The organism is Delftia sp. NA_296.1 (assembly GCF_052692095.1).
In genome coordinates this window covers 19,171-37,257 of the sequence record NZ_JBQZGF010000006.1, presented here as the reverse complement: position 1 = coordinate 37,257, position 18,087 = coordinate 19,171, and the positions used below count along the sequence as shown (strand labels likewise).

The window sequence follows — 18,087 nt, the reverse complement described above, 5'->3', positions numbered from 1 at the left end:
ATGGACCCGGGCAAGCACACTGGCCTGGCCTGGATCGTGGATGGCCAGCTGCAGGCCCTGGAGGAGGTCGAGCCGGCTCAGATCGCCCTGGTGCTGCAGGAGCGCCAGCCCACGCTGGTTATCTTCGAGGACAGCCGCGCCGCGCGCCGCACCTGGACGGCCAAGGGCAGCGACGGCGCCCGCAAGAAGATCGCGCGCAACGTCGGCGAGATCGACGCCTGGTGCAAGCTGATCGTTGGCCTGTGCGCGGCGCTGGGCATCCCATGCCACGGCATGCCGCCAAGCGCCAAGGCCGGCGGCGCCCACGGCGCAAAGATCGATGCCGCCACATTCAGCCGCCTCACAGGCTGGGCCGGCCGCAGCAATCAGCACCAGCGTGACGCCGCAATGATCGCGTGGTCCTTCCGGAGGGCCCGGCCATGAAGCGGATCTACATCGCTGGCCCGATGACAGGCCTGCCCGAGTTCAACTACCCGGCCTTCAACCGCGCCGCCGCCACTCTGCGCGCCCAGGGCCACCACGTCGAGAACCCTGCCGAGAACCCCGCGCCAGCATGCGGGAGCTGGGCCGGTTACATGCGCCTGGCGCTGCCGCAGCTGTGCACCTGCGATTCGGTCTACATGCTGCCCGGCTGGCGCGGCTCCAAGGGCGCACGCGTCGAGCACGGCCTGGCCCTGGATCTGGGCATGGAGGTGAAGGACTTCGACGCCAGCACAGGGGAGGGCGGTGCCCATGATTGATTTCCGCCCAGATCTGCCCCGGCGCGGCATGCGTGGCCAGGAGCGCCCCAAGCAGAAGTACCCGCCGCTGTGGCGCGATGCCACTGCGGAAGAGCACACCCACGGCCCGGACGCGCATGGCCGGTACCGCCTCTCCACCTGGGCCTACAACCGCTGCTGCACCCTGCAGCAGTACGGCCCCACGCGCGTGTGCGTGATGAACGATCACGGCTTCCTGGTGCAGGTGGATGTGGAGGGCGACATCCGATGATCCAGAACCGGAGCACCTGGCCCAGCCGCGGCTTCGGCCGCCGGCCGGCCGCCGCACCAGCGCAAGACCGAGAGGAGCGTCTGGCGCAGCGCGCGGCCCGCGCCATGGACAGTGCACGCGCCACCGCCGGCATGGCGTGCACCAGCATCGTTGTGATGGGCGGGGCCAGCACGGGCTTGGTCGTGCCCAAGGCCGAGATCCTCGAATGCGAAGCCTACCGCCGCGCCGTCGCCGCGCTGCCGTGCATCTGGTGCGGCATCTGCGATTTCTCTCAGCACGCACACCTCAACCTCGGCAAGGGCTTCGCGCTCAAGACCGACGACCGCACGGGCTTCCCCCTGTGCTGCACGCGCCCCGACATCGAGGGCTGCCACGTCGCATACGACCAATACCGCCTTGTAGACGGCGGCCGCGAAGCCCATCGGGACTATGGACTCGAATGGGGTCGCATCACCCGCCACACCATCCTCGAATCCGGCCAATGGCCACAACGCCTGCCACTCTGGAGTGAAACCGCATGAACCAAGCCACCACCAGCACCATCCACAAGACAGCCGGCGGCAATCCGGACACGGGCGCGGTCGAGGCCGTGCCCACGCTGACGCAGGTCTATGAGGCAATCCGCCAGCTGCACGAGGCCGGCGAGGAGCCCACGCGTGACCGCATCCACAAGATGACGGGCCTGAACCTCACCACAGTGGACGACCGCATCAAGGTGCTGCGCGGCGAGGGGATGATCGCGGCGGTGAAGCAGTGCTATCGCCCGGTGCACCAGCACGGGCCGGCGCGGGATGTGGTGATCGTCCACCTGAACGATGGTCGGACCATGGTGGAGATCGGCGAGCATGTGCTGCACCTCGTCCGCCCTGAGGCCGCGCGCCTTGGCCAAGGCTTGGCGGGCGTGGCCCTGGAACACACGGCGCTGACACGCGTCACGGAATTACAGGACCAGTTGTTGGAAGAGGTGGCGAAGCGGCGGGCGCTTGAAAGAGAGGTGAGAGGCTTGAAGGGCTTGAAGCGGGCGGACCCGCGTCAAGCCGATTTACTTGATGTGGCGGGTTCGTAGTTGACCTTCGCACCCCTGCCCACGAAGCGTCGGCAGGGGCGATCCATGAGAGCTGGCTGGCTACATCAGCTGCCCAAGAGTCGCGCTATGTAGGCGATGCAATCCCCTAGCCAATGCGCGCCACTTTGCTGGCCGTTCAAACCTTGGTAGATGGTTTGCAGGTTGATGATGAGGCGAGTGATCGCGTCTAGCGTTTGTAGAAAAGTGAGCGCCATGGTGCTTTCATAGTTGGCGCACCGGACTGATGACCATACAGTCACGTCAACAGCTAATTGACGAAAAAGTAATAGTTGTCAACTACAATCCGAATGCAAAGGTTGATGAACCGCTGCACGCGTGAAGTCTGAGCTGCAATTCGAACTTCGCGCTCAAGGCCCTGCTTAATAGTGGGGCCTTGTTTTTTGCCGCCATCAAATTGTAGGAGGTTGAGTGGACTTCGTGGGAGTCTGCTTACTTTGTACACTTGCTATCAAATTTGAAGCAGCAACTTATAGCCCAATTTGAAGACATCTATGGGCTCGCATTTCAGTTGCTTGGGGCATTTCGGGATTTCTTCTCTTGCACCCTTGTGACTGAACTGAGGTTGGGCAAACTGGTTCGGCGGGACGGCCGTCACGGCCCCGCCTAGGGTTGGACGCCCACTGGCTGTGCCGTGAACACTTCCGGCCATGGCCCAACGTCCTGCCGGCAAGTCCGAGCCTCCAAAGAAACCTGTCCCCAAGAAGCCTGCTGCCGCGAAGAAGGCCGCAGGCTCTGCCGTTCCTGCGAAGCGCCCGGCGGCAAAGACGCACGATGGCCAAGCCCTGACTCCGAAGCAGCAGCGTTTCGTGGAGGAGTATCTCGTTGACCTCAATGGTGCCCAGGCCGCGATTCGCGCCGGCTACAGCGTGCATACAGCCAAACAGATTGCTACGGAAAACCTAGCAAAACCTTACCTGCAGGCGGCAATCGCAGAGGCACGGAAGCAGCAGCAGGAGCGCACCCAGGTCAGTGCTGACCGCGTGCTCACCGAGGCCCTGAACATCCTGGTCGCCGATCCCCGTGAACTGGTCGAGGTCAAGACCGGCTGCTGTCGCCATTGCTTTGGCGAGGGCAACCGATACCAGCGCACCGTGGGTGAGATGAACGCCGACCGTGAGCTGTGGGCCGTGAAGGGCAACGCGCCCGATGAGTTCGATGAGCAGGGCGGCATTGGCTTCAACCCACTGCTGGAGCCCAACCCGGACTGCCCGCAGTGCGGCGGCGATGGTCATTCGCGCGTGGTGACGAAGGACACCCGCAAGCTCAGCACGCCCGCCCGCGCTCTGTATGCGGGAGCCAAGGAAGGCAAGTACGGCATCGAGGTCATGTTCCATGACAAGGTGGCCATCCTGGAGAAGCTGTTCAAGCACACCGGCCTCTATGAGAAGGACAACGAGCAGAAGAGCGATCCCTTCATGCTCAAGCAGATGACCGATGCAGAGCGGGCTGTGCGGCTCGCGGCACTGCTCAATGGCGGCCCAGGCGCGGCCATGCTGCTGGCCACGCTCGCGGCGAAACGGAGTGAGAAATGACCACGCCCGCGCTGACCACGGCCGACATCCTGGATCTGCTCAAGGGCCTGGACGCGGACACGCGCGCGGAGCTGGACTCTCTGCTGCTGTCTGGCGATGCGCCCATCTGGGTGCCGCAGCCTGGCCCCCAGACCGTAGCTTTCGAGTCCGACGCCGATATCGTCTTCTACGGTGGCGCGGCCGGCGGCGGCAAGACCGATCTGCTGCTGGGCCTGCCGCTGACCAAGCAAAAGCACAGCATCATCTTCCGGCGCCAGTCCGTGCAGCTCACCGGCATCGAAGAGCGCATGACCTCGATCCTGGGCACGCGCGATGGCTACAACAGCCAGGACGGCATTTGGCGGCTGCCACAGGGCAAGGTCTTGGAGCTGGGCAGCGTGAAGGAGCCGGGCGACTGGATCAAGTACCAGGGCCGCGCGCATGACTTCAAGGGCTTCGATGAGATCACCCACTTCACCGAACTGCAGTTCCGTTCCCTGATCGGCTGGCTGCGCACCGATGACCCGACCATCCGCCAGCGCGTGGTGTGCGCGGGCAATCCGCCTACCGAGCCAGAAGGGGAATGGGTGAAGCGCTTCTGGGCGCCGTGGCTGGAGCCTTCGCACCCGAACCCAGCCAAGCCGGGTGAGCTGCGCTGGTTTGTGACGAACGAGAAGGGCGAGGACCAGGAGGTGCCTGGCCCCGAGCCTGTCATGGTTGGCCCGGACCTGATGACGCCCAAGAGCCGGACGTTCATCCCTTCCAGCGTGAACGACAACCTGTTCCTGCTGTCCACGGGCTACAAGGCCACGTTGCAGTCTCTGCCCGAGCCACTGCGCAGCAAGATGCTGAACGGCGACTTCAACGCGGGCAGCGCCGACCCGGCCTGGCAGGTGATCCCCACCGAGTGGGTGAAGGCGGCGCAGGCCCGGTGGAAGCCGCGCGAAGCCAAGGGCGGCATGACGGCCCTGGGCCTGGACCCTGCGCGCGGCGGCATCGACAAGACCTCGGCGGCGCGGCGCCATGGCGCATGGTTCGATGAGCTGATCACCGTGCCGGGCGCGGTCACCAAGGACGGCCCGACCACGGCTGGCTTTGTCACGCCTTTGGTGCGCGACGGTGCGTGCATCTGCGTGGACAGCATCGGCATCGGCTCCAGCGCGCTGGATTTCATCGTGGGCCTGAACCTGCTGGTGCTCGCAGTCAACGGCTCGGAAACGTCCAACGCCATGACCAAGGCCGGCAATCTGCGCTTCCGGAACCGCCGCGCGGAAATGTACTGGCTGCTGCGCGAGGCCCTGGACCCGACGAACCCCAATCCCATCGCGCTGCCGCCCGACCCCGAGCTGCTGGCCGACCTGACGGCAGTTCGCTACAAGGTCGTGACCCTGGGCCGGGTCGCGGCGATCCAGATGCTGTCCAAGGACGACATCCGCAAGGCGCTGGGCCGCTCCCCTGACAAGGGCGACGCGGTGGCAATGACCTTTGTCCAGGGCATCCCTGAGCCCGGCAGCAAGCGCCATGAATACGAAGAACCCGAAGAGACCGATTGGAGGCTCAATTGATCAACACCAGCACGATGGACGTGGACTCGCCCGAAACCGAGGGCTCTCTGGACGACGGGGATGATGATCTGCGCATGGGTGAGGGCGAGGTATCGCTCCACGAATACACGGAATGGCTGCGCGAGATGGACGAGGAACCGCCCTGGCGCATCGCGGCGGACAAGGAGATGGACTATGCGGACGGCAAGCAGCTGGACACCGAGCTGCTGAACGCCATGAAGGAGCAGGGCATTCCGCCGGCCATTGAAGACCGCATCGGGCCCACGCTGCGTGCGCTCACAGGCTACGAGCAGACCACGCGCACGGACTGGCGCGTCACGGCCAATGGCCAGACGGGCAGCAAGGACGTGGCCGACGCGCTCAACGTCGAGCTGAACGAGGCCGAGCGCGAGTCCCATGCCGACAATGCCTGCAGCGATGCCTTCCGACCCCAGGCCGCCGTGGGCTTTGGCTGCGTGGGGGTGCAGCGCGTGAGCGACCCCACGCAATACCGCTACAAATGCGCAGTCGTGCGGCGCAGCGAGGTGCGGTGGGACTGGACGGCGGAGGAGTGGGATCTCAGCGACGCGCGGTATTTCAAGCGGGACAAATGGCTGCACCCCGAGCGCATCGCGCGCGCATTTCCGCAGGCGCGCGAACTGATCCTGTCCTGTGGCCGCAATGGCGCCACCTGGTGGCAGCAGGGCTATCCGGGCCGGCTGGCCAACCAGGGCGGCAGTTCCACGGGCCTGACCAATGCGGGCCAGGATGCGCGCGGCTGGACGGTGGAAGAAGCGCGCTGGTACGACCGCACGAACAAGCAGCTGTGCCTGACCGAGCTTTGGTATCGGCGCTGGGTCGAGGTGGTGCTCATCGAGTCTCCTGATGGCCGCGTGGTCGAGTACGACGCGGGCAACCAGGCTCACAACTACGGTCTGGCCACGGGCATGACCAAGGCTTTCAAGGCCATCGTGGCGAAGGTGCGCCGCAGCTACTGGCTCGGGCCGCACAAGCTGCACGACAGCCCCACGCCATATCCGCACAGCCATTTCCCCTATGTGATCTTCTGGGGCTTCCGCGAGGATTCCACGCGCGTGCCCTATGGCTACGTGCGCGGGCTGATCTACCAGCAGGACAGTTTGAACAGCGGCACGGCGCTCATGCGCTGGGGCCTGTCCGCCTACCGGGTCGAGAACACGAAGGGCGCCACGAATATGCCCGACGCGGTCCTGCGGCGCACCATCGGCCGGCGCAACGCCCATGTGGTGCTGGACCAGGAGCACATGGCAAAGCCTGGCGCGCGCTTCGAGGTCAAGCGAGACGTGCAGCTCACCGAGCAGCAGCACCAGCTCATGAACGACTGCCGCGCGGTCTTTGAGCAGCTGTCCGCGGCGCCGGCTGCCTTCACGGGCCAGCGCGGCAACGCGACCAGCGGCCTGCAGGAGCGCACGCAGCTGGAGCAGGCCAACCAGGCGTTGGGCGAGATCATGGGCAACTTCCGCCGCGCGCGAACGCTGATGGGCGAGATGTTGCTGGCCATGATCGTCCAGGACCTGGGCGCCAAGGAAAAGACGGTGATCATCGAGGGCGATGCCGTCACCGAGGACCGTTCGGTGGTGCTCAACAAGATCGAGACCGACCCGGCCGGCTACTCCTACCTGAGCAACGACGTGCAGCGGACCCTGCTGAAGGTCCAGCTCGAGGACGTGCCCAGCACGCCCGGCTATCGCTCTCAGCAGCTGTATGCGATGCAGGAGGTCATCAAGACCATGCCGCCACAGTTCCAGCAGGCCGCCATGCCCTACATGGTTGCGCTCATGGACACGCCCTACAAGCGCGAGATCATCGAAGCCCTGCGCGCGGCCGGCTCCCAGGAGAGCCCGGAGCAGGTCGAGCAGCGTATTCAGCAGGAGGTGCAGGCCGCGTTGTCCAAGGCCGGCCACGACCTGAAGGCGCGCGAGCTGGAGATGAAGGAGCGCCTGACGGACGCCCAGATCAAGAAGGTGATGGCCGACGCTGTGCAGGTGGGCGTGCAGGCGGCCTTCTCGGCGATGCAGGGCGGGGCCCAGGTCGCCATGAATCCTGCCATCGCGCCCATCGCAGACGCCATCATGCAGGGCGCGGGCTACCAGAAGCCCAACCCAGGTGGTGACGATCCGGACTTCCCGGTACCTGGCGTTGCTGCTGGTGGCCCAGTGCCGCAGTCGGGTGGCCCTGCCGCGGCGGGCGACATCGGGCAGGTGCGCGAGAACACCAGCCCAGCATTCCCACCCATCCCGCAGGAGCCGGCGCGCGGCATGCAGGGCATCGAGACCACCGCACCCGACGACAACCTGCCGCAGGGCGCTTGATTCCATTGGCTTCGGCCAGCGCCGCCTTCGGGCGGCGTTTTCATTGCCGCTCTGTCTAGGGTTGGCCTTTACCTCCCCGCTTTTTGACACTGCTTCCAAGCCGCGGCGCATGTCGCTGTGGCGATGACTGCGGCGCTTCGGCGCTGCGGATTCAAAAGCAGATGGCGCGGCGCCCAGGCGCTGCTCCTGATTGCTGGCCCATGCGGCCACGGCGATATGTGGCGGGACAGGCATGACGACATCACAACAGGATTCTTTGAATAGCGCGGGCGGCGAACTGTCGGCCGGACAGTTGACCCAGATGCTCAACGCTGGGTTGCATGGCGATACCTCGGCAGCGTCCGAGGAACCCGGCGGCGCGCCAGCGACCGCCACTGATCCGGCAAACACTCCTGCTGCACCCGCTGTGGAAGCGGTAGCGAAGCCCGGGGGCGATGCTGCGCCGGCCGAGCCAGACCCGGCAAATGCCGTGGTCCTGGCCAAGGACGGCAAGCACACCATCCCCTACGAGAAGTTGGAACAGGCACGCCAGGGCGAACAGCGCTGGAAGTCTGAGGCCGAGCGTGAGACCGCCCGTGCCGCCGCAGCGGAGGCCGCCCTGGCCGTGCTGCAGGCACAGGCGGGCCAACGCGCTGCCGATGGCAAGGCCCCGACCGAGACGGACAAGCTGGCAGCGCAGGCAGGCGCGGCCATCGAGGCTGGCGCGGATCCGGAGCTGTTCGGCGACTACTCGGAAGAAGGGCTGCGCGCCGGCCTGCTGAAGCTGCACGCGGCCACCCGCGAGCAGCTGAAGGCAGAGCTGAAGGCGGAACTGCAGGCAGAAGTCGAGCGCGAGCTGGCTCCGCTGCGTCAGCACCGCCATGCCTCGGCCCATGAAGTGCACACGAACGCCATCTACACGGCACACCCCGACGTGGATTCCATCGCCCAGAGCGCGGAGTTTGATGCGTGGCTCAAGGCCATGCCCAGCTATGCGCAAAGCGCCGCTCGCGGCGTGCTGGACGGTGGCACCACCGAGCAGGTGATCGAGCTCTTCAAGGACTACAAGGCCGCCGCCGCTGCCGCCTCGCCCGCTCCAAAGGATCCCCCGAACGACCCGGCCAAGGCCGCCAAGGAAAAGCTGGCGGCCCTCGCAGTGCCCGTACCCAACAGCCTCTCGGACATTTCGGGCGGCCGTCCGGGTGGCGGGTCGCTGTTCGAACGGCTGGATTCGCTCGAAGGCATGGAGCTCTTCAACGCGATGGCCGACCTCACGGACGAGCAGCGCGAAGGGTTCCTCAACCGAAAAACCTGAACTGAGCGAGGACTGACATGACCAAGACCGCGATGTCGGCCAGCGACAAGCAAAAGCTGGTGCAACAAGCCGTTGGCGTTTTCACTGCGACGCAGAAGCGCCACTCCAACATCAACCGCCTGACGGGCAAGTTCCCGAAGATCGATACAGCCGCCAGCTCGATTGCCAACCAAACGAGCAACACCATGCCCATCGTCCAGACCATGGACATGGGCAAGGGCAAGGGCGACGAATTGAAGTTCAACTTCGTCAACCCCGTGGGCGGCATCCCCATCATGGGCGGCGAGTACGCTGCTGGTCGCGGTGAGGGCGTGAGCCTGTCCGAGGACCGCCTGCGTGTGAACCAGGCCCGCTTCCCGCTGGACCTGGGCGGCGTGATGGACGAAGTGCGCAGCCCCGTGGATATCTACCGCCTGGCCAAGCCGCTGCTGCAAAGCGCCATGGACAACTACGAGGATCAGTTGTCGCTGGTGCACATGGCCGGCGCGCGCGGCTTCGAAGACAACATCACTTGGCGCATCCCCCTCGCGGCGGATCCACGCTTCAACAAGGTGGTGGTGAACCGCGTGAAGGCTCCGACCAAGAACCGCCACTTCATCGTGGACGGGGATTCGGTCCAGCGCTTCAAGGTGAATGGCGGCGAGGTGGACCTGACCACGGCCGACATCATGAAGATGTCCAACGTGGATGCCATCCGCAGCTTCCTCGGCCAGATGGTGCTGCCGCCGCCGCCCGTGGAGTTCGACGGCGACGAAATGGCCAAGGACAGCCCGTTCCGTGTTCTGCTGGTGTCGGATGCCCAGTACGAGAAGTTCGCCACCGACCCGAACTTCCGCAACTACCAAGCCCAGGCTCTGGCCCGCGCCCGCAACGCCAAGGATCACCCGCTGTTCCGCAACCCTGAAGTTGCGCTGTGGAGCGGGGTGCTCATCGTGAAGATGCCCAAGCCCATCCGCTTCTTCGCGGGCGACGAGATCAAGTATTGCACCCAGTTCGACAGCGAGACCGAGGCCGGCGTGATCGTGCCCCAGTCCTTCGGCGAAACCTTTGCCGTGGATCGCGCCATCCTGCTGGGCGGCCAGGCCCTGGCCAAGGGCTACGCCAAGAGCCGCCACAACGGCCTGCCGTACTTCTGGAAGGAGCAGGACGACGACTTCGAGGACAAGCTCGAAGCCATGATCGGCGGCATCCTGGGCGCCTCCAAGATCCGCTTCGCCGTGAACATGGGTGATCGGGTCGAGTTCACCGACCACGGCGCCACCGTGATCGACACCGTGGTGCCGATCTTCGGTCGCAGCCTGTAAGGCCTGGGGCAGGGAGCGCGGCTCCCTGTCTCACTTCCTGAACTTCCAAAGGAGCCAATCATGGCAAAGATCAAAATCCTCGGCGCCGACCGCAATCAGTTCGGCGGCGCCCGTCCCTATGGGAACGTCACCACCATCCGCAGCGTGCTGGAAACGGGCGCCACGGGAATCCCGGTGCGCTCCAACGCCATCACTGCGCTGGCCGTCAACGATGTCGTGCAGATCAACACGCTGCAACCCGGCTTCCTGGTCGAGGCGGTGTCGCTGATCGTGTCCAACGGCTTCGGCGCGGGCGTCACGGCCTCGCTGGGCTTCGAGTACACCGACGGCGTGGACCGTCCCGAGCTGCCCCAGGCCGCCAACTACTTCGGCGCCGGCATCGACCTGGCCGCTGTTGCCAACCTACGCCTGAACTTGACCAAGAAGCTGGCCAAGTTCCCTGCAGGCGTGACGCTGCTGCTGACCATCACCGGCGCGGCCGTGGCCGAGGCTGGCTACCTGGATCTCATCGTCCACGGCGAAGGCCTGGGCGCGGACTGACCCCGCCGCGCGGCCAAAAGGGGCGGCGACGCCTCTTTCCGCGCTGGCATGAACCGCTGAGGCTCATGATGAACCAAGAAACCAAAGTCGCGGTCCAGTACATCGGGCGCCGCCCCTCGTACATCGACCGCCTGTATGGCACCGGCCTCTCGTTTGATTCGGAGCAGGTGCGCGGCCTTCCGGCCTCCATCGCCAAGAAGTTCTTGCGACACGGCGACATGTTCCAGCGCGCAGCGGTGGCGGATGACGTGGGCACGGGGCAGGGCGAGCAGCAGCCCACCATCACGCCATTGGACGATACGGCCGCCAAACTCGCCGAGGCCCAGCGCCTGCAGGACGAGCAGCGTGCCAAGGACGTGCGCCGCCAGGAACTGCTGGACCAGGTTTCCAACATGGACAAGGACGGCCTGCAGGTGTTCGCCAAGGACACCTACAACCAAGTGGTGCCCAAGACCATGACCCTGGAGAACATGCGCGCCAAGGTGTTCGCCTTCATTGACGAGTACGGCGCGGTATGAACGTTCAGCAGCTGGTGGAACAGTTCCGGGTGGACTCCCTCGACCGGGAGCAACCTTATCTGTGGGGCGAGCCAGAGGTGCTGGCCTGGCTCAATGAAGCCCAGGCCGAAGCTGCGGTGCGTGGCCGCCTGCTGCTGGACGACTCGACGCCTGCCGTGTGCGAAATCGCCGTCGCGGCCGGCGCGGCCAGCCATCAACTGCACCCCAAGGTCTACGAGATATCGCATCTGCGGTTCGTGAGCGCGGCGACATCGCACGCGCGCGGGCTGGACCTCGTGTCGCGCGAGTTTCTGGATTCCAAACATCCGCACTGGCGCGATCACGGGCCGGGCGAGCCTCGCTTCGCCATCCAGACCGAGACGCGGCTGCGCCTGGTGCCTGCGCCGCGCGAGGCAGGGACGCTGCGGCTGGAGGCCTATCGACTGCCGCTTAAGCAGCTCACCAATTGCAACGACAAACCCGAGATTCACGAGGCTCACCACGCCTATCTCGTGCACTGGGCGCTGCATCGCGCTTTCGGGCTGCCGGATTCCGATGGCTTCGACCCGTCGCGGTCGGCCACATCCCTGGGGGAGTTCGAAGCCTACTTCGGCGCCCGACCCGATGCCGATCTGCGCCGTGCGACCCGTCATGACGAGCCCCAGGTGACCGTGGTCCATACCCTGTGAGAGCAGGAGGAGAAGAGCATGCGAGGATTCGATCCCGAGAAAATGAAGCAGGCCAGGGCCGAAGCGCTGGCCAACCAGCCGCGCCTGGGGTTCCGGCCGCGCGGCAGCGAGCAGGAGCGAGGCCAGCCAGGGCCCGGCCTCGGCTTTGGCCCTACATCGGTGTTGGAGGCGCGAAAGGCCCAGGCCCAGAACCAGGCGCCCGACTCCATCCCCGCCATGGTGAAACCGGGTGAGTTCGTCTTGCCGCCCGATACCGTGCACGCCATGGGCGGGGCCGGGGCGCTGCAGGCCGCCGTCGATGCCACCCACACACCAGCACCCGAGCAGGCATTCGTTCCGCGCGGCTTCAAGCCCAAGGTGTTCTTCGCCAACGGTGGTGCGCCAGAGGACCAGATCCCTCTGGGCGGCTACCCCAAAGCGCCGACTCCAGACGGCTCGCAGTCCAACCCCATGAACACCGAGCTGGGCCGCAATGTGTCGAATCTGGCAAATGCTGCACCGGCTGGACTGGGCGGCGCTCTGTCCGTTGTGGGACGCACGGGCGGGGCGATCAGTGGCGCCATCAACTCCGGGACCAACGCCGCGCGTGGACTTGCGGTCGGCGCCGGGATCGGGGGAGGTGCCGCCGCAGCTTCAGCCCCTGCTGCCGCCTCTACGATGGCGAGCCCCGCGCCCTCCACAGCACCAGCAAGCTCAGTTGCAACGCCGCAGGCCACGCCACCCACTGGCAGCACCATGGGGCCGCCCAGCTCGGCCGCGCCTCAGGAAGTCCAGCCCGGGATCTTCCGTCAGGGCAACAGCTTTTCCGATAGTGCACAGGGTGCGGCCTTGGGCGCCCAGCCGCGCGGCCTGCCATCGCGGCAAAACGACCTGGCAGCCCAGAACCTGGCCGCGCAATCGACAGCCCGCGGCTTTACGCCTGGCCAGCGCACCGAGGTCGAGCAGCCCCGCCTGGGCTTCCCAGGCTTCCGTGCACCAACCGTCGCCCACTCCGGCAACGATTGGCAGGCACGTAAAGACCTCCAGAACCTGGAGACCGGCGCGAGCAGCATCATGAACCGGCCCGAGTGGAGTTCGGCCGGCATGGCCCGCTTCCGTGGCGGTGGCGCTCAGTCCGGCCCGCCGCCGGCCGTGGCCGCCTACCAGGCCGCCCTGCAAACCGACTCGGCGCTGCGCCAGGCCCAGCCAGGCCTGGACGCAGAGACCATGCGCCAGAACGCAGGCCTCATGCGCGAAGACATGCAGCAATCCGGCGGCCTGCAGCGCGAGGCCATGCAGCAGGCCGGCGAAACCGGGCGCACGGGCATGCGCGTGGGCATCGAGCAGCAGCGCCTGCAGGGCGAGGCAGAGGCGCGCGGCTTTAAGACCCGGGCCCAGCGCCAGGAAGAGCAGCTGCGCAATACGCTCCTCGATCCCAATGCCACGCCCCAGCAGAAGCAGCAGGCTCAGCAGTCGATGCGCGCGATTCGAGGCGATGCCGATCCATCGCCCTGGAAGGTCACGGTCACGCCTGCGGTGAAGAATGCAGACGGTTCCACGAGCCAGGGAAGCATCATCCGGCACAACGCCGTCACGGGCGAGGTGCAGCAGGTGGATGCGGGGGCTTCTGGAGCACTGCCGACGGTGCGCAGCCCTGATGACTTGGCCAAGCTGGAAAAGGGCGCGCTGTTCGTTGATGCAGCCGGGGTGCAGCGGCGCAAAACCTGAGGGCGCTACTGCCTAGCAGGTGGGACCACCGTCGATACGCCGTCTAGCCACTGGGTGTCTGCCGCGCCAATGGCCTTGAACTCGCTCATCACGCGGATGATGGATTCCGTCGATCCCTTGATGAGCGAGTCCTCGCGTGCCTTGCTCTGGGTGACCCAGGCCCAGAAGTCTTTCCTTTGATACAGGGAGTCGGCATCTGGGTGCGCTGTGTAGATCTTCCGGTAGTGCGTCTCCAGCTTGAGCAGGTCCGCGTCGGTCTTCACCAGCGGGTGCTGCGCGCGGATCTCGGCAGACAGCGGATACCGCTCGCACATGTCCGTCGGGCCAGCGCTCTGCGTGTACAGGCAGCCGCACGCGCGCATGATCATCCCAGCCGCCGGCTGCCAGGATGTGTCGCGCGCCTTGTCCAGCGTGCACTGCTCCGGGGACTTCGGGCCCAGCAGCCCACGGCCCGATCCGCGGCGGACCTCGAAGAACTTGTCAGGGTGCTGCTGGGCGCACAGGTTCAGCGCGGCCGCATGGGCCGGCGCGTTCTTCACGCCCGGGAGCTTGTCCAGTAGGCATGTGGCGTAGTCGGCTGCGAAAGCTGTTTTCGCTGCTGCAGCAATGACGATGACTGAAATGGCTTTCCGCATTGCGGCTTCTCCTGCCCTGGGACTGAAGCAGAGCAATTGCTATTGGCGGCTGCAGTAATCCTGATACTTAGAAAACATGGGCTCTACGCCTATACGATGATGGACGTGCTCATAATGCGTCGGGCGCACTATGGCATAGACGGATGTGCCGAATGATCAGCCTGGAACGCAATCTCAAACTGAGGAGATTTTGGTTTCTCAGGCGGAAGCGGCAGCTCCCAAGTTAACGTCACAAGGAGGCCGCAATCCCTGGCCTTTCGTGCGAGTTGGTTGTCACCTGTATACATGTGAGACACCCTGTGTGTGAGTGCTGTCGCTAGTATCTGCCGGTCAAACTTGACCTTGGCTTTGGTCTCATTATCAAAATGTGTTATCGCCTTCGCCTTGCGAGGGACTGGCTCAAGTTCGGCGCATTCAACTGCCGCCCTCATGTCAAATGGGGCTACGGTAAAAACTCTAGACAAGACGATTTTATTAAGGCGCTTTTGGCGGTCTGGTCCTCCGTGCACCATATACTCTGCGAGCACTGGAGTCGGAATAAGAATCTTGGCCTTTGTAGCTGTCAGCGTCTTCAGCAGGTGGTCGATGCGCTCCTTGCATCGTTCCAGAGGCTGGCCGGTTGCGGGATCTTTAGGAACACAGGCATTCTGGTCAAAAGCAATTGCCAATACTGAGGTATCAAAAACGACCATTAGTGCAGTCCATCCTCATGCCCGCGTATCCGCGCGATTGTTGAGTCTATATCCGTTTGGCTGGACCAGTCGGAGTTGCGAAGGGCTCGAAGTTGGGTTGTAATTTCATCCAAATCCAAGTCTTCAAGTATTTTGAATTCCTCGGCCTTGAAATCCAATAACTTCCACTCTTTCGCCTCATTCCGTTCCCAGCGTGCAACGCCGCTAATTCGTAAAACGGGACCTTTGTATAGATACGGGGCAATACGGCTGGCTAGCTCGCGGGCTAATGTTATGGACCAAGTGCGGCCGTCCATGTCTACAATTTGCGCATGAGCACTGCTATCTCTTCCGCCGATTCGCACCAATTCGCCGTCTAACTCTGCAGGCTCCCAGAAAGCTGCGTACTTCTCTGGATCTGGCGAATCGCGTCCAGGAAATTGAATTACAACAGCCGTAGCTCCCGTTTTTTTTCTGCCGCGCAGTTCTCCAATAGCATTATCTTGCTTCAGTAACCTATTAATGTCCGCGTACGCGATGAGCGCGTCATTTGCAGCTGTACCCGCCGCCGCTTGAGACACTCGGTCATCCACCATAGGTGAGACTACATCTTCGATAGCGGCTACGCTCAAAAGACTGCCTTTCTCCAAGCGAGAGAAATGAACATTGGCCTGATAGCCAAGTAGCTTCGAAAGGGCAGCCAAGTACTCCGCCAGGCGATTCATAGGGATCGTATCTGGCGTGTACGCGTCTATCCAAAGCTCGTACTCGTCTGTTTTATTCACGGCAATTGTCCTACTGGCAGTCCGTGTAGGGTACCAGAGCCAAGCGTGGCCGGCCAGTTGATCTTTCTTCCTCACACTCAATAGCCCCGTGAGTTCGCTGCTGAAGTTGGCCTGTGGCCGCGCAGGCTGATGAATTTCCATCCGCCCTCGTGGGGAATCAACAACATGGATTACAAAGCCCGGCCCACGTTCGCTATCGACCCTCCTTCGCTGATGCGTATGCTTGCGCAGTATCTCGGCCTAGGGTTCGCGGGATCCTGCCCCGGTGCTGACACTGGGGCATGCCACATCCCCCCATCCTCATCCTTTCTGGTGCGCTGTTCCTGGCGCTTGTCTTGGTCTGCGTAGCGTTGCACGCGGCGCATCGTGCGAGGGCTGCGGCGCGGCGGGCTGAAGCGCGCGCGCGGCCGGCCGACGCCGACTTGGCCTATGTGCGCGACGTGCTGCTGCTCGCGCGCCGCGAGTTCGACTTCCACGGCGGATGCGTGGCCACCGACCGCCCAGACTTGCCCCTGTCGCCAGATACAAGCTGGACTGTCGATTTTTCCAGGGCGCGCGCGGCTATCGACGTCGCCATGGATTTGCTGGAACGCGCGGCTCCCCGTACTGGTCCTGAATGTTCTGGCGAAAGTACCTGCCTGCCGACTGGGCCGCTTTCAACTCGGTCCAGATATGGGCCGGCACCCCCTGGTAGTCGTAAGCCCGATCCGGGTTGCTCTTGAACCATAGACGCATCAGGTGTGTTGAGGGGTCGTAGGATCCCTTCAGCAGCGCATCGGACTCAACAAAGGTGTGCAGCTCCATCGGTTTCGCCCTCTCGGGATGGTTGTGTAGGAGCACCCATCGTAGCCCGGGAGGGCTTTTCTTCTGAGGCCTGGCCGCTCGCCCGGGCTTCGTCGTTTCTGGGGCAGCTTCAAGCTCGGCACGTCGTTTGCCACCTCCGCAGGAAGAGCCCGGCTCGGGGAGGAGGGAGTTTCCCTCTGCAGCCCAGACCCGGAACGTTGCACATTTCTGGCCGGAGCCCCGAACCTATGTCACGCAAGTACAAGTCTCTGATACAGGAGAAAGCTGCATTGGATGCCAAGATCGCTGAGCACTATGGAGCCATGCGGCTCGATGCGATTGATGCAGCACGGGCTCTGGTGAAGCAACACGATCTTCAGGTCTGCGATCTGTTTGCACTGGACCCGCCGAAGAACGCGCGTTACCGGAATCCCAAGACCGGCGAGACTTGGACGGGCCGTGGCCGAGCTCCCCGGTGGATCGAGGGCCGAGATCGGAAGCCCTTTGAGATCTGAGCGGGAGCCCGGCCTCTTGCAGGCCTCGTCGTTTCTGGGCGCTGGTGCCGCGAACTCGCACCTGTGACAATGCCCCGCATGCACGAATGCGTCTTCACCCACAACGACGTCGAGTTCAGCGCAGACTACGAGGCCTGCGGCGACGTGCTTCTGGTCTTCCTTCCGGACGACTCTTCAAGGGAGTCGCTGCTGGGAGGTCGTGACCCGCACGCCGTAGCTCTGGAACACCTCATGTTCTATGTGCACACGCTGGAGGATGAGGCCACGGGGCTGGCCGATTGATGTGCGGCCGGGGAGCCTCGTCGTTTCTGGCCTGCTCTTGACAAATCTGCAGGGTCCAGAGGCTCGATGGCTGTACCGGCAGATCTCCGCTCTGGCTACACTTTCCGCTCCACAGAGAGGAAGCCATGGGCACAGACATCTACGTTTCGGAGCTGACCGCCGATCTGGAGCAGCAATTTATTGACGCGGTCGGGCAGAGCCGCAAACTGCATGCACCATGGGTTTCGCCGCCCAGTACGTCCCACGAGTTCCAGAGCTATCTGGCCCGCGTGCAGCAACCGTCCGGTGCCGCGTTTGTCATCTGGGAGTGGCGAAGCGATGGTTTTGCCGGGATCGTGCAGATCACGAACATCTTGATGGACCCGTTCCGCTCCGCCCATATCGACTTCTTTGCGTTCTCGGGCTTCGAAGGAAAGGGCCTGATGAAGGAGGGCCTCGCGCATGTCGTGAAGCAGGTCTTCAGGACTCTGAAGCTGCATCGGCTGGAAGCCAACATTCAGCCCGAGAACAAGGCGGCCATTGCGCTGGCCAAGTCGTGCGGCTTCAAGCTTGAGGGCTTGTCGCCCGCATTCATGAAGGTCGGCGGTCGCTGGCGAGATCACGAACGCTGGGCGCTGTTGTCTGCGTAGGCAACAGCAACTCCTCAGTACGCCCGCATTGGCGGGCTTTGTCTTTTCTGAGACCCCCGGCTAGGGTTCGACCCCGCTCCTCCTCGCGGAGAGAGTGGGGGGATGGCACAGAACTGGCTCGATCAAGCATCTACCCCTGTTACGCCTTCTGAGCAGAAGGCCTCCGCAGACACGTCGTGGCTGGACAAGGGTTCAACCCTCGTAAATGACGATAAGTCGAAGGGGCGTAGTGCCGCCGACTACGCTCGGGATGCAGCCGCCTGGACGGTGAAA

General features: G+C 64.1%; 22 protein-coding genes. 17 read left to right on the top strand and 5 right to left on the bottom strand.

Features of this window, described 5'->3' with window-relative positions; genetic code table 11:
• From ACUTR7_RS16090 to ACUTR7_RS16070, 5 genes are read left to right on the top strand one after another with little or no spacing between them, the layout of a single operon-like run.
• On the top strand, positions 1-423 hold the full coding sequence (locus ACUTR7_RS16090; protein WP_445609251.1) for a hypothetical protein: 423 nt from the start codon (positions 1-3) through the stop codon (positions 421-423).
• Entirely contained in the window at positions 420-740 is a 321-nt protein-coding gene (locus tag ACUTR7_RS16085; protein ID WP_445609250.1) for a DUF4406 domain-containing protein, read from the top strand. The genes ACUTR7_RS16090 and ACUTR7_RS16085 overlap by 4 nt, the downstream gene beginning before the upstream one ends.
• Positions 733-990, top strand: coding sequence for a hypothetical protein (locus tag ACUTR7_RS16080; protein ID WP_445609249.1), 258 nt, complete (start codon positions 733-735; stop codon positions 988-990). The genes ACUTR7_RS16085 and ACUTR7_RS16080 overlap by 8 nt, the downstream gene beginning before the upstream one ends.
• Positions 987-1,511, top strand: coding sequence for a hypothetical protein (locus ACUTR7_RS16075; protein ID WP_445609248.1), 525 nt, complete (start codon positions 987-989; stop codon positions 1,509-1,511). The genes ACUTR7_RS16080 and ACUTR7_RS16075 overlap by 4 nt, the downstream gene beginning before the upstream one ends.
• A complete protein-coding gene (locus tag ACUTR7_RS16070) occupies positions 1,508-2,056 on the top strand; it encodes a hypothetical protein (RefSeq protein WP_445609247.1) in 549 nt (182 codons plus the stop codon). Before ACUTR7_RS16075 ends, ACUTR7_RS16070 begins: the two co-directional genes overlap by 4 nt.
• A gap of 65 nt (positions 2,057-2,121) precedes the next feature.
• On the opposite strand, the gene ACUTR7_RS16065 is transcribed toward ACUTR7_RS16070, so the two are convergent.
• Positions 2,122-2,271, bottom strand: a complete 150-nt coding sequence (locus tag ACUTR7_RS16065) for a hypothetical protein (RefSeq protein ID WP_445609246.1) — start codon at positions 2,269-2,271, stop codon at positions 2,122-2,124.
• Between the two features lie 453 nt (positions 2,272-2,724).
• Here ACUTR7_RS16065 and ACUTR7_RS16060 point away from each other — a divergent pair, with 453 nt between their 5' ends.
• The 9 genes from ACUTR7_RS16060 to ACUTR7_RS16020 all read left to right on the top strand — a co-directional run bounded on the left by ACUTR7_RS16060 (position 2,725) and on the right by ACUTR7_RS16020 (position 13,514).
• Positions 2,725-3,609, top strand: a complete 885-nt coding sequence (locus ACUTR7_RS16060; RefSeq protein WP_445609245.1) for a terminase small subunit — start codon at positions 2,725-2,727, stop codon at positions 3,607-3,609.
• Positions 3,606-5,153: a terminase family protein gene (locus ACUTR7_RS16055; RefSeq protein ID WP_047473737.1), complete on the top strand. Its 1,548-nt coding sequence runs from the start codon at positions 3,606-3,608 to the stop codon at positions 5,151-5,153. The genes ACUTR7_RS16060 and ACUTR7_RS16055 overlap by 4 nt, the downstream gene beginning before the upstream one ends.
• Positions 5,150-7,483 carry a portal protein gene (locus ACUTR7_RS16050; RefSeq protein ID WP_445609244.1) on the top strand — a complete coding sequence of 778 codons (2,334 nt, stop codon included), beginning with the start codon at positions 5,150-5,152 and terminating at the stop codon, positions 7,481-7,483. Before ACUTR7_RS16055 ends, ACUTR7_RS16050 begins: the two co-directional genes overlap by 4 nt.
• 232 nt (positions 7,484-7,715) lie before the next feature.
• On the top strand, positions 7,716-8,777 hold the full coding sequence (locus tag ACUTR7_RS16045) for a hypothetical protein (RefSeq protein WP_445609243.1): 1,062 nt from the start codon (positions 7,716-7,718) through the stop codon (positions 8,775-8,777).
• 17 nt (positions 8,778-8,794) lie between these two features.
• On the top strand, positions 8,795-10,081 hold the full coding sequence (locus ACUTR7_RS16040) for a phage capsid family protein (RefSeq protein ID WP_097203120.1): 1,287 nt from the start codon (positions 8,795-8,797) through the stop codon (positions 10,079-10,081).
• Between the two features lie 60 nt (positions 10,082-10,141).
• Positions 10,142-10,621, top strand: coding sequence for a hypothetical protein (locus tag ACUTR7_RS16035; protein ID WP_445609242.1), 480 nt, complete (start codon positions 10,142-10,144; stop codon positions 10,619-10,621).
• A 68-nt stretch (positions 10,622-10,689) separates the two neighbouring features.
• Entirely contained in the window at positions 10,690-11,139 is a 450-nt protein-coding gene (locus ACUTR7_RS16030; protein WP_445609241.1) for a hypothetical protein, read from the top strand.
• The gene (locus tag ACUTR7_RS16025) at positions 11,136-11,807 is read left to right on the top strand and encodes a phage adaptor protein (RefSeq protein WP_445609240.1); all 672 of its coding nucleotides are present in this window, start codon (positions 11,136-11,138) and stop codon (positions 11,805-11,807) included. Before ACUTR7_RS16030 ends, ACUTR7_RS16025 begins: the two co-directional genes overlap by 4 nt.
• A gap of 18 nt (positions 11,808-11,825) precedes the next feature.
• Positions 11,826-13,514: a hypothetical protein gene (locus ACUTR7_RS16020; protein WP_445609239.1), complete on the top strand. Its 1,689-nt coding sequence runs from the start codon at positions 11,826-11,828 to the stop codon at positions 13,512-13,514.
• A 5-nt stretch (positions 13,515-13,519) separates the two neighbouring features.
• On the opposite strand, the gene ACUTR7_RS16015 is transcribed toward ACUTR7_RS16020, so the two are convergent.
• The 4 genes from ACUTR7_RS16015 to ACUTR7_RS16000 all read right to left on the bottom strand — a co-directional run bounded on the left by ACUTR7_RS16015 (position 13,520) and on the right by ACUTR7_RS16000 (position 16,409).
• Positions 13,520-14,149: a hypothetical protein gene (locus ACUTR7_RS16015; protein WP_445609238.1), complete on the bottom strand. Its 630-nt coding sequence runs from the start codon at positions 14,147-14,149 to the stop codon at positions 13,520-13,522.
• 128 nt (positions 14,150-14,277) lie between these two features.
• Entirely contained in the window at positions 14,278-14,841 is a 564-nt protein-coding gene (locus tag ACUTR7_RS16010; RefSeq protein WP_445609237.1) for a hypothetical protein, read from the bottom strand.
• Positions 14,841-15,605, bottom strand: a complete 765-nt coding sequence (locus ACUTR7_RS16005) for a hypothetical protein (RefSeq protein WP_445609236.1) — start codon at positions 15,603-15,605, stop codon at positions 14,841-14,843. Before ACUTR7_RS16005 ends, ACUTR7_RS16010 begins: the two co-directional genes overlap by 1 nt.
• A 561-nt stretch (positions 15,606-16,166) precedes the next feature.
• A complete protein-coding gene (locus ACUTR7_RS16000; RefSeq protein WP_445609235.1) occupies positions 16,167-16,409 on the bottom strand; it encodes a KTSC domain-containing protein in 243 nt (80 codons plus the stop codon).
• A gap of 269 nt (positions 16,410-16,678) precedes the next feature.
• Between ACUTR7_RS16000 and ACUTR7_RS15995 the strand changes: the two genes are divergently transcribed.
• The 3 genes from ACUTR7_RS15995 (at position 16,679) to ACUTR7_RS15985 (ending at position 17,814) form a co-directional block, all read left to right on the top strand.
• Entirely contained in the window at positions 16,679-16,903 is a 225-nt protein-coding gene (locus ACUTR7_RS15995; protein ID WP_445609234.1) for an H-NS histone family protein, read from the top strand.
• Between the two features lie 78 nt (positions 16,904-16,981).
• On the top strand, positions 16,982-17,185 hold the full coding sequence (locus tag ACUTR7_RS15990) for a hypothetical protein (protein WP_445609233.1): 204 nt from the start codon (positions 16,982-16,984) through the stop codon (positions 17,183-17,185).
• Between the two features lie 125 nt (positions 17,186-17,310).
• Positions 17,311-17,814 carry a GNAT family N-acetyltransferase gene (locus tag ACUTR7_RS15985; RefSeq protein ID WP_445609232.1) on the top strand — a complete coding sequence of 168 codons (504 nt, stop codon included), beginning with the start codon at positions 17,311-17,313 and terminating at the stop codon, positions 17,812-17,814.
• The last annotated feature ends 273 nt before the right edge of the window (positions 17,815-18,087 follow it).

Excerpts from the sequence above, each read along its gene's own strand:
- ACUTR7_RS16090 (WP_445609251.1), top strand. The coding sequence starts at position 1 with ATGGACCCGGGCAAGCACACTGGCCTGGCCTGGATCGTGGATGGCCAG.
- ACUTR7_RS16085 (WP_445609250.1), top strand. The coding sequence starts at position 420 with ATGAAGCGGATCTACATCGCTGGCCCGATGACAGGCCTGCCCGAGTTC.
- ACUTR7_RS16080 (WP_445609249.1), top strand. The coding sequence starts at position 733 with ATGATTGATTTCCGCCCAGATCTGCCCCGGCGCGGCATGCGTGGCCAG.
- ACUTR7_RS16075 (WP_445609248.1), top strand. The coding sequence starts at position 987 with ATGATCCAGAACCGGAGCACCTGGCCCAGCCGCGGCTTCGGCCGCCGG.
- ACUTR7_RS16070 (WP_445609247.1), top strand. The coding sequence starts at position 1,508 with ATGAACCAAGCCACCACCAGCACCATCCACAAGACAGCCGGCGGCAAT.
- ACUTR7_RS16065 (WP_445609246.1), bottom strand. The coding sequence starts at position 2,271 with ATGGCGCTCACTTTTCTACAAACGCTAGACGCGATCACTCGCCTCATC.
- ACUTR7_RS16060 (WP_445609245.1), top strand. The coding sequence starts at position 2,725 with ATGGCCCAACGTCCTGCCGGCAAGTCCGAGCCTCCAAAGAAACCTGTC.
- ACUTR7_RS16055 (WP_047473737.1), top strand. The coding sequence starts at position 3,606 with ATGACCACGCCCGCGCTGACCACGGCCGACATCCTGGATCTGCTCAAG.
- ACUTR7_RS16045 (WP_445609243.1), top strand. The coding sequence starts at position 7,716 with ATGACGACATCACAACAGGATTCTTTGAATAGCGCGGGCGGCGAACTG.
- ACUTR7_RS16040 (WP_097203120.1), top strand. The coding sequence starts at position 8,795 with ATGACCAAGACCGCGATGTCGGCCAGCGACAAGCAAAAGCTGGTGCAA.
- ACUTR7_RS16035 (WP_445609242.1), top strand. The coding sequence starts at position 10,142 with ATGGCAAAGATCAAAATCCTCGGCGCCGACCGCAATCAGTTCGGCGGC.
- ACUTR7_RS16030 (WP_445609241.1), top strand. The coding sequence starts at position 10,690 with ATGAACCAAGAAACCAAAGTCGCGGTCCAGTACATCGGGCGCCGCCCC.
- ACUTR7_RS16025 (WP_445609240.1), top strand. The coding sequence starts at position 11,136 with ATGAACGTTCAGCAGCTGGTGGAACAGTTCCGGGTGGACTCCCTCGAC.
- ACUTR7_RS16020 (WP_445609239.1), top strand. The coding sequence starts at position 11,826 with ATGCGAGGATTCGATCCCGAGAAAATGAAGCAGGCCAGGGCCGAAGCG.
- ACUTR7_RS16015 (WP_445609238.1), bottom strand. The coding sequence starts at position 14,149 with ATGCGGAAAGCCATTTCAGTCATCGTCATTGCTGCAGCAGCGAAAACA.
- ACUTR7_RS16010 (WP_445609237.1), bottom strand. The coding sequence starts at position 14,841 with ATGGTCGTTTTTGATACCTCAGTATTGGCAATTGCTTTTGACCAGAAT.
- ACUTR7_RS16000 (WP_445609235.1), bottom strand. The coding sequence starts at position 16,409 with ATGGAGCTGCACACCTTTGTTGAGTCCGATGCGCTGCTGAAGGGATCC.
- ACUTR7_RS15990 (WP_445609233.1), top strand. The coding sequence starts at position 16,982 with ATGCACGAATGCGTCTTCACCCACAACGACGTCGAGTTCAGCGCAGAC.
- ACUTR7_RS15985 (WP_445609232.1), top strand. The coding sequence starts at position 17,311 with ATGGGCACAGACATCTACGTTTCGGAGCTGACCGCCGATCTGGAGCAG.